13 protein-coding genes are annotated in these 15,027 nt (G+C 59.5%); 5 read left to right on the forward strand and 8 right to left on the reverse strand.

Annotated elements, in window-relative coordinates; translation table 11 throughout:
- Window positions 1-183 precede the first annotated feature (183 nt).
- From HK23_RS05185 to gyrA, 3 genes are read right to left on the reverse strand one after another with little or no spacing between them, the layout of a single operon-like run.
- On the reverse strand, window positions 184-678 hold the full coding sequence (locus HK23_RS05185) for a peptidylprolyl isomerase (RefSeq protein WP_063906874.1): 495 nt from the start codon (window positions 676-678) through the stop codon (window positions 184-186).
- Between the two features lie 43 nt (window positions 679-721).
- Window positions 722-1,255, reverse strand: a complete 534-nt coding sequence (coaD, locus tag HK23_RS05190) for a pantetheine-phosphate adenylyltransferase (protein ID WP_063906875.1) — start codon at window positions 1,253-1,255, stop codon at window positions 722-724.
- Window positions 1,252-4,098: a DNA gyrase subunit A gene (gyrA, locus tag HK23_RS05195; protein WP_086653160.1), complete on the reverse strand. Its 2,847-nt coding sequence runs from the start codon at window positions 4,096-4,098 to the stop codon at window positions 1,252-1,254. Before gyrA ends, coaD begins: the two co-directional genes overlap by 4 nt.
- A gap of 209 nt (window positions 4,099-4,307) precedes the next feature.
- Here gyrA and HK23_RS05200 point away from each other — a divergent pair, with 209 nt between their 5' ends.
- On the forward strand, window positions 4,308-4,493 hold the full coding sequence (locus tag HK23_RS05200; RefSeq protein WP_062142215.1) for a YqaE/Pmp3 family membrane protein: 186 nt from the start codon (window positions 4,308-4,310) through the stop codon (window positions 4,491-4,493).
- Window positions 4,494-4,634: 141 nt separating this feature from the next.
- On the opposite strand, the gene HK23_RS05205 is transcribed toward HK23_RS05200, so the two are convergent.
- From HK23_RS05205 to truB, 4 genes are all read right to left on the reverse strand, one after another.
- The gene (locus HK23_RS05205; RefSeq protein ID WP_086653161.1) at window positions 4,635-6,053 is read right to left on the reverse strand and encodes an NAD(P)H-dependent flavin oxidoreductase; all 1,419 of its coding nucleotides are present in this window, start codon (window positions 6,051-6,053) and stop codon (window positions 4,635-4,637) included.
- A 35-nt stretch (window positions 6,054-6,088) separates the two neighbouring features.
- The gene (gene pnp / locus HK23_RS05210; protein ID WP_086653162.1) at window positions 6,089-8,239 is read right to left on the reverse strand and encodes a polyribonucleotide nucleotidyltransferase; all 2,151 of its coding nucleotides are present in this window, start codon (window positions 8,237-8,239) and stop codon (window positions 6,089-6,091) included.
- A 306-nt stretch (window positions 8,240-8,545) separates the two neighbouring features.
- Window positions 8,546-8,815: a 30S ribosomal protein S15 gene (gene rpsO / locus HK23_RS05215; RefSeq protein WP_025825010.1), complete on the reverse strand. Its 270-nt coding sequence runs from the start codon at window positions 8,813-8,815 to the stop codon at window positions 8,546-8,548.
- Between the two features lie 24 nt (window positions 8,816-8,839).
- On the reverse strand, window positions 8,840-9,757 hold the full coding sequence (truB, locus tag HK23_RS05220) for a tRNA pseudouridine(55) synthase TruB (protein ID WP_063906879.1): 918 nt from the start codon (window positions 9,755-9,757) through the stop codon (window positions 8,840-8,842).
- 218 nt (window positions 9,758-9,975) lie between these two features.
- On the opposite strand from truB, the gene HK23_RS05225 reads away from it, so the two are divergent.
- The 4 genes from HK23_RS05225 to HK23_RS05240 are packed head-to-tail and all read left to right on the forward strand — an operon-like array spanning window position 9,976 to window position 13,483.
- A complete protein-coding gene (locus tag HK23_RS05225) occupies window positions 9,976-11,145 on the forward strand; it encodes an ABC transporter permease (protein ID WP_086653236.1) in 1,170 nt (389 codons plus the stop codon).
- A gap of 2 nt (window positions 11,146-11,147) precedes the next feature.
- On the forward strand, window positions 11,148-11,930 hold the full coding sequence (locus HK23_RS05230) for an ABC transporter ATP-binding protein (RefSeq protein ID WP_086653163.1): 783 nt from the start codon (window positions 11,148-11,150) through the stop codon (window positions 11,928-11,930).
- Window positions 11,931-11,936: 6 nt separating this feature from the next.
- A complete protein-coding gene (locus tag HK23_RS05235; protein WP_086653164.1) occupies window positions 11,937-12,893 on the forward strand; it encodes an MlaD family protein in 957 nt (318 codons plus the stop codon).
- Window positions 12,890-13,483 (forward strand): PqiC family protein, encoded by a 594-nt coding sequence (locus HK23_RS05240; protein ID WP_063906881.1) that lies wholly within the window; start codon window positions 12,890-12,892, stop codon window positions 13,481-13,483. Before HK23_RS05235 ends, HK23_RS05240 begins: the two co-directional genes overlap by 4 nt.
- Before the next feature lie 25 nt (window positions 13,484-13,508).
- Here the strand turns inward: HK23_RS05240 and HK23_RS05245 are convergent, their stop codons facing one another.
- On the reverse strand, window positions 13,509-14,987 hold the full coding sequence (locus HK23_RS05245) for a glycosyltransferase family 4 protein (RefSeq protein ID WP_086653165.1): 1,479 nt from the start codon (window positions 14,985-14,987) through the stop codon (window positions 13,509-13,511).
- Between the last annotated feature and the right edge of the window lie 40 nt (window positions 14,988-15,027).

The raw sequence follows: 15,027 nt of genomic DNA on the forward strand, positions 1-15,027 counted from the left end.
TGTGGCCATGCTGCCCACATCATCCGGCCCAGCCTGCCTTGGCTGGTTTTGCCGCTTCCACGCCTGAAGCCACCAGCAAAAGGGGCTGTCCGATTTCAGCAACCCGGCAGCCAAACAGCGCATAAAAAAACGCGACCTCCGGAGAGGCCGCGCTTTTCAGACATCAGAAACAGTGTTCTGAAATCAGGCGTTTTCAGCAGAAGCCGGACGCATGCTTTTGATCCGATCGGGATCTTTCACCATGCCAGAGCCACCGGAACCACGCTTGATTTTGTCGATATGTTCCATGCCTTCAATCACATCGCCCACAATGGTGTACTGGCCATCCAGATGCGGGGAGGGTTCGAACATGATGAAGAACTGGCTGTTGGCGCTGTTCGGGTCAGACGTACGGGCCATCCCCAGCGTGCCGCGCAGGAATTTGGCTTCCCGCGTGAATTCGGCCTTCAGGTCCGGCAGTTCGCTGCCGCCCATGCCCGTGCCCGTCGGGTCACCAGCCTGAGCCATGAAACCGGAAATAACGCGGTGGAACGGCACGTTATCGTAAAAGCCCTGAGCAGACAGCGTACGGATACGCTCAGCCGCGAGAGGAGCAATGTCCGGACGCAGGCGGATGACCACGCGGCCTTCGGGCACATCCATATAAATCAGATCGTTTTTATCTGTGTCGGCAGTCATAAAACTTCTCCTTGAACACTTTGGTAACAGTGCCTGAGGCCCGTTACCCCGCCGCCCGCGCCTTGAGCCGGGCGAGCAGGCGTTTTTGGGTGCCGGGGGTCACAAATTCGGAAATATCCCCGTGATACCCGGCAATTTCTTTCACAAGACGTGACGAAATAAACTGTGTTCGTTCAGACGCCATGAGAAAAACGGTTTCAATGCCCGGAGCCAGACGGCGGTTTACGCCGGACATCTGAATTTCATAGTCAAAATCCGTCAGCACCCGCAGGCCCCGGAAAATGAGGGACGCGCCGTGCGCCCTGACGGCTTCCACCAGCAGGGAATCGAAGGAGACCACCTGCAGGTCTCCCCCCACCCGCTCGGCAATAGCTGGCAGGGCTTCTTCCACACAGGCCACCCGCTCTTCCAGCGGCATGAGCGGATTCTTGCCCGGATTTTTTGCAACGCCAATCACCAGACGATCAACCAGCCGGGCTGCACGTTCAATCACGTCCAGATGCCCGGTGGTCACGGGGTCAAACGTCCCCGCGTAAAACCCTATGCGCCGGGGTGCGGCACATACGGTCTCAGTCATGCGTCGTCACCGGAGGGTGCGCTGCCTTCCCCTGCGGGGCCAGCCTGCGGAGCGTCACCAGCCGCCGGGGCTGATGAAGCAGTCCCCTCGACACCATCAGCATCGCCCTCTTCTTCATCATCCATCACCGGGAAGACGCTGGTTACCCGCTCATCCTCATTCAGGCGGAACAGCGTTACACCGCTGGCCTGACGGGACATGACGCGCACCTGATCAACCGGCACACGGATCAGGCGGCCTGCATCCGTCACCAGCATGACGTCCGTGCCATCCAGCACCTGCAAGGTTGCCGCCACTTCCGTCCCACGCTTGTTGGCGGAGAAGGTCATGTTGGTAATGCCCTGCCCGCCACGTCCGCTCACGCGGTAATCGTAAGCAGAAGACCGGCGACCAAACCCGCCATCGCTCACCACCAGCAGAATTTCTTCCGCAGCTTCAAGCTGGGCGAAGCGTTCCGGCGTCAGCAGTTCTGTGCCAGATGTGGCTTCATCCTCATCAGTCGCAACGACTGCATTCTCGGACTCGTCCTCACCCTCGGCAGCGCTTTCCGCACGGCGTTTGGCGTTGGCCATCCGCAGATAGGCCGAGCGCTCTTCCACCGTCGCCTCAACATGGTTGAGGACTGCGAGGCTGATGACTTCATCGCCTTCCGCCAGACGAATGCCGCGCACGCCGGAAGACCCACGGCCCGCGAACACACGCAACGTCTCATCCGTAATCTGGAAGCGGATGCAGCGCGCCTTGCGGGTAGCCAGGAACACATCCTGCCCTTCCCGACACGTCGCAACGCCAATCAGGCTATCGCCTTCATCCAGCTTCATGGCGATGAGGCCGGAAGACCGGATGTTGCGGAAGTCGCTCAGGCGGTTACGTCGCACGCCACCGCTTGCCGTCGCAAAGACAAGGTGCAGGGATTCCCACAGTTCCTCATCATGCGGCAGCGGCAGCACAGCCGTAATGCTGTCCGACCCCAGATCCGGCAGCAGATTGACCAGCGCACGGCCCTTGGCTGTCGGGCTGGCTTCCGGCAGACGCCAGACCTTTTCCCGATACGCCTTGCCGCCGGAGGAGAAGAACATCACCCACTGGTGCGTATGCGCGTTAAAGGAGCGGACCAGAATATCATCACCACGCGTGCCGGCGCCGGTACGGCCACGGCCACCCCGGTTCTGGGCGCGATAGACATCCAGCGGGGTACGCTTGATGAAACCTTCCCGCGTGATGGTGACAACCATCTGGCCGGGTTCGATCAGGCTTTCATCATCCTGATCGCCAGCATAATCGGAAATTTCTGTTGCACGCGGCGTGGCCAGCTCGGCACGAGCCGCCATCATTTCCTCACGCAGCACTTCCATACGGCGGATGTGGCTACCGATAATTTCCAGCAGTTCGTTAATGCGAACGGCAACGTCGGACAGTTCGCCCTGAATTTTGTCGCGCTCAAGGCCAGTCAGCCGCTGCAGGCGCAGTTCCAGAATGCCGCGCGCCTGCGCTTCCGTCAGACGGACCTTGCCGTCAATGATCTGGTTGCCATCATCATGGATCAGCGCCAGCAACGGAGCGACATCGCCCGCATCCCAGCTTGCTGCCATCAGGGATTCGCGCGCCGTGGCCGCATCCGGGGCGGCACGGATCAGCGCAATTACCGCATCAATATTGGCGACGGCAATCACCAGACCAACGAGGATATGCCCGCGATCCCGCGCTTTGTTCAGTTCAAAGCGGGAGCGCCGCAGAATAACTTCTTCACGGAAGGCGATGAACGCCTGAAGAACGTCTTTCAGCCCCATCAGGCGCGGCTTGCCGCCATCCAGCGCCAGCATGTTGACACCAAAAGATGTCTGAAGCTGGGTGAAGCGATAAAGCTGGTTCAGCACCACTTCCGGCGTGGCATCGCGCTTGATTTCAATGACCACACGCATCCCGGAGCGGTCAGATTCATCGCGGATATCGGAAATGCCTTCAATCTGCTTGTTGCGCACCAGATCGGCAATGCGCTCCTGCAGGGTGGCCTTGTTCACCTGATACGGGATTTCCGTCACCACAATGGCTTTGCGGTCCTTACGGATTTCCTCAACCTCGGCGCGGGCGCGGATAATCACCGCACCACGGCCGGTGGCGAACGCGCTGCGAATCCCTGCTCGCCCCAGAATGATGCCGCCCGTCGGGAAGTCCGGCCCCGGCACGTGCTCCATCAGTTCTTCAAGCTCCATCTCGGGCTTTTCGATCAGCGCGAGTGTCGCATCAATCACTTCCGACGGGTTATGCGGCGGAATGTTGGTGGCCATACCCACAGCAATACCGGTGGCACCGTTGATGAGCAGGTTGGGGAAAGCGGCAGGCAGAACCGTGGGTTCATGCTCGCTTTCATCATAGTTCGGCTGGAAATCGACCGTGTCACGGTCAATATCAGTCAGCAGGAAGGTTGCAGCCTTGGCCAGACGCGCTTCCGTATAACGCATGGCCGCCGGGCTATCGCCATCGACGGAGCCAAAATTTCCCTGTCCGTCAATCAGCTTGACGCGCATGGACCAGGACTGCGCCATACGCACCATGGCGTCATAAATGGAGGCGTCACCATGCGGATGGTATTTACCCATCACTTCACCGACCGCACGGGCCGATTTGCGATACGCTTTATCGTGCGTAAAGCCGCTCTCATGCATGGCGTACAAAATGCGCCGATGCACGGGTTTCAGACCATCGCGCACATCCGGCAAGGCGCGGCTGACAATCACCGACATCGCATACGCGAGGTAGGAGGAACGCATTTCCTCCTCAATGGTGACGGGGAGAAGGTCAGAAGGTACCGGCGATCCCGGCTGGTCAGAAATCTCGGTCAAGGTCCATCCGTCTTGTCATGGCCGCGCACCCTGCCCAAACGCGGGGCACGCCTTAGAATTACTTAAGGGCAAACAGGCTGTTTCCCCTGTGTTTTTCTTCTAGCACACAAAGGCTGAGGCACCTAGGGCTGCGCTCCGGGCTTGTTTTCCGCCTGCGGCCCCGTCATCCTGCCTTTGACTGGCTTTTATACTGCCTACAGGAGATTTTCATGCGCCTTCTTCTTGCTCTGCTGCTGCCCTGGCTTCAGTTCTTCACCATTGGTCGGCCTTTTGCCGGCATTATCTGCCTGATCCTGCAGGTGACCATTATCGGCTGGATTCCTGCGGCCATCTGGTCCGTCTATGCGCTCAGCCAGTATAAGACCGACCAGAAGATTGCCCGCTCCCGCCGGTAAGACGCGCTATTCTTTGGAAAAATCGGAAACAAAAAGGCCCGCCAAAGTGTCTCTGACGGGCCTTTTTGTAAGCACTGAGGACTATGAAACCCCCGAAAGAGAGGAAGGCATTGCCCGCCCCTCTTTTCGGGAAAACAGGATTTAACGCCCGCTCATAATCCGTTCGATCAGCTGTGCGACCGTCGGCACAAAGCCATTGGCGTAGAACGGGTCTGTTGCAAAGCGCCACGCATTGGTGCCGCCAAACATCAGATTATGGTCCAGAATGTCCGCCGCATCCGGTCCGCTGGCATGGGCCGCAGCCTGAAGCGTCTTCTGGATACAGAAGGACCGCGGGTCCGCCTTGTGCCCGTTGCTGTAATCCGGCGCACGCTGGCTCCAGTTGGAGAACTTGCACTCGGACAGACAGCCCATGCACGCAACCTGATCCGCGATGATTTCCCGCGCCCGGTCAGGCGTTACAAAAATCAGCGTGGAATCTGGCGTGCGCATGGCTTCGGTAAAGCCCTGAGCCTCCCAGCCATGAATGCGCTGGAGGTCTTCCTCCGTCACAAACACTTCGCGCTTGCGGGCACCCACGCCATAGGACGCAGTATGTGCACCCAGCGCTTCCGGCGAGAATGGCACCTGCCGCTCAGACCGGCCCCGCAGCTCCTGCAGGAAGCTGTTGTTTACGGCAGAGGAGTAAAAGCCGGTTGGGGAGAAGCGATTGAGATAGACGTCACCCTTTTTCAGGGTGAGCAGCCTGTCTTTCCACGCCTGCGGGATCGGGCTTTCCTGCGTCAGCAACGGACGCGTGCCGAACTGGAACACAATCGGCCCCAGTTCCGGGTTCCCAATCCAGTCTTCCCATTCTTCCAGACACCAGACACCACCCGCCATGATAATGGGGGTTTCATCCAGCCCGAAGCTGCGCATGAGTTTGCGCAGAGCCGCCACGCGGGGGTACGGGTCTTCCGGCTTCAGCGGGTTTTCCGTGTTGGACAGGCCGTTATGGCCGCCAGCCCGCCACGGGTCTTCATACACAACACCGCCCAGCAGGTCGGACGTCTTGCTATAGGCCCGCTTCCACAGCGCGTTGAACGCCCGTGCGGAAGACACGATGGGGTAATAGTAAACCCCATATTCCACAGCAATGTCAGAGAGCCGGTACGGCATACCCGCGCCACAGGTCACACCCTGAATAAGGCCTTTGGCCCCATCCAGAACGCCTCTGATCACGCGTTCTGCCGATCCCATTTCCCACAGAATATTGGCATGGATACGCCCACGGCCACCCGCGATGTCATGCGCAATCTGAGCCTGCGCAATGCCGCCACGAATGGCGTAGTCCACCAGCTCTTCATGCCGGTCCCGACGGGTCCGGCCATGATAGATCTGCGGGACCGGGTTTCCGGCTGCATCGTAACTGTCCGCATTAACAATGGAGACCGTACCGGCCCCGCCCGCTGCAGCCCATGCTCCGGCTGAAACGCCTGTTGAAACGGAAACACCCTTGCCGCCTTCTACCAGCGGCAGGACGTCCACGCCCCCCATGCGAACTGCGTTGATCGCCTTCATATCTGTCCTATCGTGTTGTCTGGCAAGCGCCGATCTTATTCAGCATCCCGACGCGGAGCCCGCGCAGGCTTGGCGCCCACGGTTTCCGTGATGTCGGCACCCGTTTCCTGGTCAACAACGCGCATGGACAGCTTTACTTTGCCGCGGTCGTCAAACCCGATCACTTTCACCTTCACTTCATCACCCTGCTTGACAACGTCGGTCGTCTTGCCAACGCGGCCCTGCGTGAGTTCGGAAATGTGAACCAGACCGTCACGTGCGCCCATGAAGTTCACGAACGCGCCGAAGTCAGCCGTTTTCACAACCTTACCGTTGTAAACGCGGCCCAGTTCCGGCTCAGCCACAATACCGTTGATGCGATCAATGGCTTTCTGTGCCTGATCATCAGACATTGCAGCGATGGTGATGGTGCCATCATCCCCGATATCGATCTTCGCACCGGAGTATTCAACAATCTCACGGATAACTTTACCGCCAGAACCGATCACATCGCGGATTTTTTCGCGCGGCACGGTCAGGGTGGTGATTTTCGGAGCCGTGGAGGACACGTCCGTGCGGCCTTCCGTCAGCGCCTTGCTCATTTCACCCAGAATGTGCAGACGGCCATTGCGGGCCTGACCCAGAGCGATCTTCATGATTTCCGGCGTGATGGACGTAATCTTGATGTCCATCTGCAGAGCGGTCACGCCCTGTTCGGTGCCAGCCACCTTGAAGTCCATATCGCCGAGGTGATCTTCATCACCCAGAATGTCGGACAGAACGGCGAAGTCTTCGCCTTCCTTGATCAGACCCATGGCAATACCGGCCACAGGGCGCTTCAGCGGAACGCCGGCATCCATCAGAGCCAGAGAAGACCCGCAGACGGTCGCCATGGAAGAAGACCCGTTGCTTTCCGTGATTTCAGACACCACGCGCAGCGTATACGGGAATTCCTGACGGCTCGGCAGCAGCGGGTGGATAGCGCGCCATGCCAGCTTGCCATGCCCGATTTCACGACGGCCCGGAGAGCCAATACGACCGCACTCACCCACAGAGAAGGGAGGGAAGTTGTAGTGCAGCATGAAGTTGGTGCGATATTCGCCCTGCAGCGCGTCAATCACCTGCTCGTCCTGCCCGGTGCCCAGCGTGGTTACAACCAGCGCCTGCGTTTCACCACGGGTGAACAGGGAAGAGCCGTGTGCACGCGGCAGAATGCCAACTTCGGACACAATCGGACGCACCGTGACCAGATCACGTCCGTCAATCCGCATGCCGGTCTTGAGCACGGACGTGCGAACCACGTCGGCTTCCAGATCCTTCAGCATCGGCTTGGCGGCATCCACGTCCAGCTCTTCTTCAGCCAGCTTGGCCAGAATCGCTTCCTTGGCGGCACCAATCTTTTCGTAGCGCGCCTGCTTCTTCTTTTCCTTGTAAGCGTCAACAATCAGCTTGCGGCCCACTTTGTCGATGCGGGTGCGGAGCTTCTGCGCTTCCTTGGACACTTCCGGCAGATCCCACGGTGCTTTTGCAGCGTGTTCAGCCAGAGAGATGATGGCTTCGATCACCGGCTGGAAGGCGTTGTGGCCAAAGGTCACGGCATCCAGCATCACGTCTTCAGACAGTTCAGACGCTTCGGATTCGACCATCAGCACGCCTTCTTCCGTACCCGCGACAACCAGATCCAGATCGGCTTCAGCCATCTGTTCCAGCGTGGGGTTCAGGATGAAGGCACCGTCCTTGAAGCCAACGCGGGCTGCGCCAACCGGGCCGAAGAACGGAATACCGGACAGCGTGAGCGCTGCGGAGCAGCCGATCAGGGCCGGGATGGACGGATCATTTTCCATGTCGTGCGTCAGCACGGTGGCAATGACCTGCACCTCGTTGCGGAACCCTTCCGGGAACAGCGGACGCAGCGGGCGGTCGATCAGACGAGAGACGAGGGTTTCATTCTCGGACGGACGGCCTTCACGTTTGAAGAAGCCACCGGGGATTTTACCCGCAGCGTAGGCTTTTTCCTGATAGTTGACGGTCAGCGGGAAGAAGTCCTGCCCCGGCTTAACGGATTTTGCGCCAACAGCGGTACACAGCACAACGGTCTCACCATAGGTGACAACCACGGCGCCATCGGCCTGGCGCGCAATCTTGCCCGTTTCCAGCACCAGCGGACGACCGCCCCATTCGATTTCTTTACGGTAGTAATTGAACATACAGTTCTGCCTTACATTTTACTCAAGGCCACACGAACAGGCGGGGGGAGAACCGAAGGAGCGGACAGCGCCTCGGACGGCATGGTGACTGGTGGCAAAACCACCCAGGCGCCATGTGGTCGGAAACGCCGTGGCCCGCCGGGATCATGATCCCGCACTCAGACCTGTGGCCATTATTATTCAGACGCGAGGACCAGCATGGCCTCCGCGCGGAGGGCTATCATCACACAATAGCCCGAAAAAGGGAAAGGGTGCGGCTTGCGGCATAACCCGGCAACCGCACCCTTCTCGCCTTCAACTCTGGTCTTAGCGACGCAGGCCGAGACGACCGATCAGCGTTTCGTAGCGGCTCTGGCTCTTACGACGCAGGTAGTCGAGCAGGCTGCGACGACGACCAACGAGGATCAGCAGACCACGGCGGGAATGGAAATCCTTCGCGTGGGTCTTCAGGTGCTCGGTCAGGTTAACAATGCGCTCGGTCAGAATTGCGATCTGAACTTCCGGTGACCCCGTGTCTGTGGGGGTCGTCTGGTATTCACTGATAACTGCCGTGCGGCGTTCTGCGGTAATCGACATCACTGTCTCCGTACAAAGAAGGTTCTAGAGAATCCGCACAGGGCGCAGGAAGCCGTCTTCACGACGACAAAGGCCCAGTACGCGCCCCCCTTCCATGGCCCGGATGGGTGCGTCCTCATTATCAATCTGAGGGAGACGATCCATCAGATCGACAAGGCTGAGCGCCTGTCCGTGCAACAAGGACACTGCTTCGTCTTTGGTCAGGGCCACCGCCGGGATGTCGGCCAGCGCGGTCGAGACCGGACGCAGCAGCTCCGGTGAGGCATGGGGGTTGTCGTCGTTTAGGACAATTTTGTCCAGAACAATCGCATCAGCCTCCGTAAAAGGCCCCACGCGCAGGCGGCGGAGCGCGGTTATATGGCCAACAGTGCCGCAGGCCAGCGCCACATCACGCGCCAGCGCGCGCATGTACACGCCCTTGCCGGATTCGACCTCAAAGATCGCGGTATCTGCATCGGGCCGTTCGATCAGCTCAAACCGGTCCACCCGCGCCGGGCGGGGCGGCAGTTCCGGCGCACGCCCTTCACGCGCCATATCATAGGACCGCTCCCCCGCGACTTTCAGCGCGGAGAACACGGGCGGTACCTGCATGATGTCACCCGTCAGAGCGGGGAGTGCTGCGCGCAGTTCCTCATCCGTCGGGCGCACGTCGGATACTTCCGTCACGTTGCCATCGGCATCGTCACTGTCGCGCGCTTCGCCCAGTTTGAGCGTGAAGCGGTAGATTTTGGTGCCGTCCATGATGTACGGCACAGTTTTGGTGGCTGCGCCAAAGGCCAGCGGCAAAAGGCCGGTTGCCAGAGGGTCCAGCGTGCCGCCGTGCCCGACTTTCTGCGCATCAAAAATCCGTTTGGCCCGACCCACCATCTGGGTGGATGTCACCCCGGAAGGCTTGTCGATCACCAGCCAGCCATCCAGCGGGCGGCCGCGTCTGCGTCGCATGAAGAACTCCCGTCGTAAAATTCAGAAATCCGGCCAGAAAGCCGGTAAAGCATGGCTGCATCTAGCGGACCCACTGCCCCGCCGCAATGGCTGGCCCAGCGCCCGGTGGGGTGTCCCGTATACCGGACCCGGGCAAGCTCTTCCCACAGAACATGGCCGCCACACCCTTTGGCAGGGCTGGTCAGCCCGGAAACCGTGCCCTAATGTCGCCACACATCATGACCGATCCTACCCCCCACGCTGCCCCTCCGCATCCGGCGCAAACTCCTGAAAAACCTGTCTGGACGCTGGAAGGGGACACCTCTGCCCCCCGCCTTGTGCTGCGGGGCACGTGGAGCGTGCAGGATGGCGGCATGACCCCTTTCCCAACGGACGGACTGGCACAGGCGCAGAGCCACGGCACCCTGACGTTTGACAGTCAGGGCGTAAGCGGCTGGGATTCCGCCTTTATTGCGTTCCTGTGGGACGTAAAGCAGGCCGCAAGCCATGCCGGGTTGCAGTTTGACCCGCGAGGCCTGCCCGCATCCGCCCAGCGTCTGCTGGCCCTGCTGCCGGATGCCCCTGCCCCCAATAAGGCGGCGGACCGCAAAAAGCCCCCTCTGCTGGAGCGCGTGGGGGACAAAAGCCTCAATGTGCTGAATGAAACCGGCACCGTGACGGAACTGGCGCTGGAGACCGCACAGGGAGCCTGCAAAACCCTGACGGGTAAAAGCGGGATGCGCCTGAAGGATCTGGCCAACGATATCTGGAACGCCGGTCCCTCCGCCCTGCTGATTGTGGGCGTGGTGAATTTTCTGGTGGGCGCCATTCTGGCCTTTGTCGGGCTGGTGGAACTGCGGCGCTTTGCAGCGGAAATCTACGTCGCCAATCTGGTCGGTATTGCCTGCGCGCGAGAAATCTCCGCCATCATGACCGCCATTGTCATGGCCGGACGAACCGGCGGGGCCTATGCCGCCCGCATTTCCACCATGCTGGGCAATGAGGAAATTGACGCTCTGCAGGTGTTTGGCATCCCGGTATCCAGTTACATCCTGCTGCCCTCCATCCTCTCGCTGGGGCTGATGATGCCGCTGCTGTATATCTACGGCACGCTCATTGCGATTTTCGGCGGGTTTGTTGTGTCCGTCAGCATGATGGACATCTCCCCCCTGGGCTATCTGAACACCACCTTTGAAGGGGTTTCCCTGACCGAATTTGTGTTCGGCTTCGTCAAATCCTTCTTCTTTGCCAGCTTTATCGCGCTGGCCGCCTGCCGGGTTGGCCTGCGGGCCGGGCGAAGTGCCGCAGATGTCGGGATTGCCGCAACACGGGCCGTGGTGATTGGCATTGTGGGCGTTATCGCCATGGATGCCATATTTGCCGTCATGGCCACCGTGCTGGGGATCTGAAGATGAACGCACCAGACACCATTATCTCCGTGCGCGATCTGGGCCTGTCCTTTGGCCCCAAGGTCATCCAGCAGAATGTCTCCTTTGACCTCAAGCGCGGTTCGATCTTTGCCGTCATGGGCGGCTCCGGCTGCGGGAAAAGCACCCTGCTGAAAAGCATGATCGGCCTGTTACGCCCCACAGCCGGGCAGATTCTGGTCGGGCAGGAGGATTACTGGGCGCAGAACGACAAGCGGCGCACGGAAATCAATCATCGCTTTGGTGTGCTGTTCCAGAGTGCGGCCCTGTGGAGTTCCATGACGGTGGGGGAAAATGTCGCCCTGCCCATGGAAATGTTCACGCCCCTGCCGCCGGATGTCATCCGCCGTCTGGTGGAACTCAAGCTGGGCTTTGTGGGCATGGAACAGGCGATTGACCTGATGCCCTCTGAAATTTCCGGCGGCATGCGCAAACGCGCAGGCCTTGCCCGCGCCATTGCTCTGGACCCGGACATTCTGTTTTTTGACGAACCCTCCGCCGGTCTGGACCCTATTACCTCCGCCCGGCTGGATGACCTGATTCTGACCCTGCGGGACGGGCTGGGGGCGACCATTGTGATTGTCAGCCACGAATTACCAAGCCTGTTTGCCATTGCAGATGACGGTATTTTTCTGGATGCCAAAACCCACAAACCCATTGCACGCGGGGCCCCCCGAGATTTGCGGGACCACTGCACCATTCCGGAAGTAATGGCTTTTATGAACCGTCAGGCGGAGATTTCCCCGACGGATGAGACGAAGGGCTGAACGTTCATGGCTGAAAGCACAAATCGTAAAACCCTGATCGGAGCATTTGTTCTGGGTGGTGGCGCGCTGGCGCTGGCCGTGATCATGCTGTTTGGGCATATGCGCTTCTTCGCGCCCTCACGGGAGGCTGTGGTGGTGTTCCAGAACTCCATTACCGGTCTGGCCGTGGGAGCTCCTGTCAATTTCCGTGGTGTGAAGGTGGGGTCAGTCAAAAGCATCACCCTGCGTTTTGACCCGCTGGACCGCAAGGCGTACATCCCCGTTCAGCTCACGCTGGAGCCGGACCAGATCCATATCGTGCGCGACGTGCCGGGTGGCACCAAGGTCAGCATGCAGGAGATGATTGCCAACGGCCTGCGTGCGGAACTCAATTTGCAGAGCTTTGTGACCGGCCAGTCCAATATCGAGCTGGATTTTGACAAATCCACGCCTGCCATTCTGCATCCACGCATTACGGGTGAGCTGGAAATTCCTGCCCGCCTCTCCACCATGGAGAAGCTGAAAGATACGCTGAGCGACCTCCCGGTAAAGGACATTGCCAGCCACGCCGATGCCACGCTCCTGTCCATCAAGACGCTCAGCGACAAGATGAATACGGACCTGCCGCCGCTGATTGCCAGCGTGAAAGTCACCACCGACCGCTCGCATGACACCGTTCAGGCTGCTACGGACGCTATTCGGGACCTTCAGGCCAAGCTGGATGTCACGCTGCTGAAAATGGACAAGCTGCTGCAAACCAGCACGGACCAGCTGACCAACCGGGGTGCGGATGTGCATACCACTCTGGTTGCCGCGACCAAGACGCTGGATACGCTCCAGACCATTCTTTCCCCGCGTTCCATTGACCGCGCCAATCTGGACGCCGCCCTGCGCGACATTGCCGCAGCTGCGGCCTCTCTGCGCGGGTTCTCCAGCGATGTTGAACGCAACCCGCAACTCCTGCTGATGGGACGCCGTCCATGATGCTTACTCTGCGCCGCCTCTCCTGCGCGGCCCTGCTTTCCGGCTGCGCGCTGCTGACTTCCTGCGCCTCTCCCCCGCTGCGGCTTTACACGCTGGGCATGCCGTCTGATCAGGACGCGCGGCAGCCGCATCTGTCCCCCCGCGCCACCACGATTGAAATCAGCCGCACAGTCATTCCCGATTATCTGGATTCGCAGGATATCGTGCTGCGGAACGGGGAAGAAATTGTGCGCAGCCCTAAATCCCGCTGGGCCACGCGACTTTCTCTGGGCATTACGGATCTGATTACCAACCAGATTGCCGTCTCCCACCCCAATGAGCTGATTACCGACCAGCCGCTGGCCGATGCCGCAACGCTGCGGGTGCAGGTCAATATTTCGCGTCTGGATGTGGATGAAAATGGATCAGCCGTGCTGGACGCCAACTGGGCCGTCCTGCCGCAGGACCCGAACAAACCGCTGATCCGTGACCGGGTGCATCTGTCTGAAACGGGCGATGTCAGCAATGATGCCGCCATTGCGGCCCTGATGCGCAAAATGATTATCGAGCTGGCCAACCACGTGAACCGCTCTGTCCCGCCCCACGCCTAAAACTGGCTGAGGCGGCCCCAGCGGATCAGGATGAAACCAGATCCGCTTTTTTCTTGCGGCTGCCCGTTCGCGTTGCACGCGCTGGAGTGACTTTGGCGGCCTTGGCCTGCGCAGGAACTGACTTTTTCGCGCCTGTCCTTTTTGCAGAAGCCACCTTCTGAGCCGCAGCAGCCTGAACGGCGCTCTCTTTGGCCTTACCATTTGCCTTACGAGACGTTGCTTTGGCTTTGCGAGGCGGTGGGCTCTGAACAGCCTCATCCTGCTGCACAGATGCCGGTTTGTGCGCCGCAATCAACTGGGCAATCAACGCTTCATACTGCGCCAGATAAGCCTTCATACAGAGCGTCTGTTCGGCCTTAGCCCGCACTGCCTGCCGCATTTTCTTCGCCGTGCGGGTATCATTCAGCAGTTCCAGAACACCTTCGGCAATCCGGTCTGGTTCTGTAAACGGCACCAGACGCCCGGTTACGCCATCTTCAATAAATTCTTCAACCGGCGCTGTAGCGCTGCCCACAATGGCGCAGCCAGCAGCCATAGCCTCACGCAGAGACCAGGAGGCCACAAACGGATAGGTCAGATAGACATGCGTATCAGACCGCTGGAGCAGACGCAGAAAATCCTCGTAGGCGACCTTGCCCACAAAATGGATACGGGAGAGGTCAAGCTGCCCGGACAGTTCTTCCAGCATCTTCTCCCGCCATGAACCGGACGGCAGACGTGCGCCATAGCTGACGCCATCGCCTCCGACCATGATCACGCGGGCATCTGGCTGTTCTTTGAGGATCCGCGGCAGAGCCCGCATGAAAACATGGAAACCGCGATACGGCTCCAGATCACGCGAGACATAGGTAATCAGCTTCTCTTTGGGAGAAACATGCACATCCTTGATGCTGAACTTCCGACGATGCGCTGTGGGGTCCGGACAACACAGGTCCAGATCCACCCCTTCCCGCAGCACGGTAATTTTGCCCTGCGCCCAGTCCGGATAAGCGCCTTTCTGGAATTCCGTGGGGGTTTGCCCGTAACCGGGAGAGGTCAGCGCCTGCAGGTTGATCGCATTCTTGGCGCGCACCAGCGGCATCATGGCCGGATTCATGGGGAATTCCGGGTCAAACCCGACATCAAAGCCCGGCTCTGTATGGTAATAGAACTCAAAATAGCCCAGCACCGGCACACCGGGGAACACGTCCTGAATGTTCAGGAGTTCGCCCCAGCCATGATGACCGATGATAATATCCGGCTCAAACCCAAGTGTTTTGAGCGTCGTGGCTGCTTTTGCCACGGCATCCGCCCGCACCAGACCAAGGTCGAATTCCCGTGCGCCCGGATGGGTCTGCTCCGTGGCATGACGCGGCATACGGTAAATGACCCGACGGACACCGGGAATGAGATTGGCGTTATCTTCACTGATAAAAACAATCTCGTGCCCACCGGCCTGAACCAGATGACGCACGAGATGGAGGTACTGTCCGGGGAAGTTCTGGTGAATAAAAAGATACTTCAAGGGATTACCTGTATTGTTATGCCACCACGTTCCCGGACCA

Source organism: Acetobacter malorum, from assembly GCF_002153605.1.
Taxonomy (GTDB): Bacteria; Pseudomonadota; Alphaproteobacteria; order Acetobacterales; family Acetobacteraceae; genus Acetobacter; species Acetobacter malorum_A.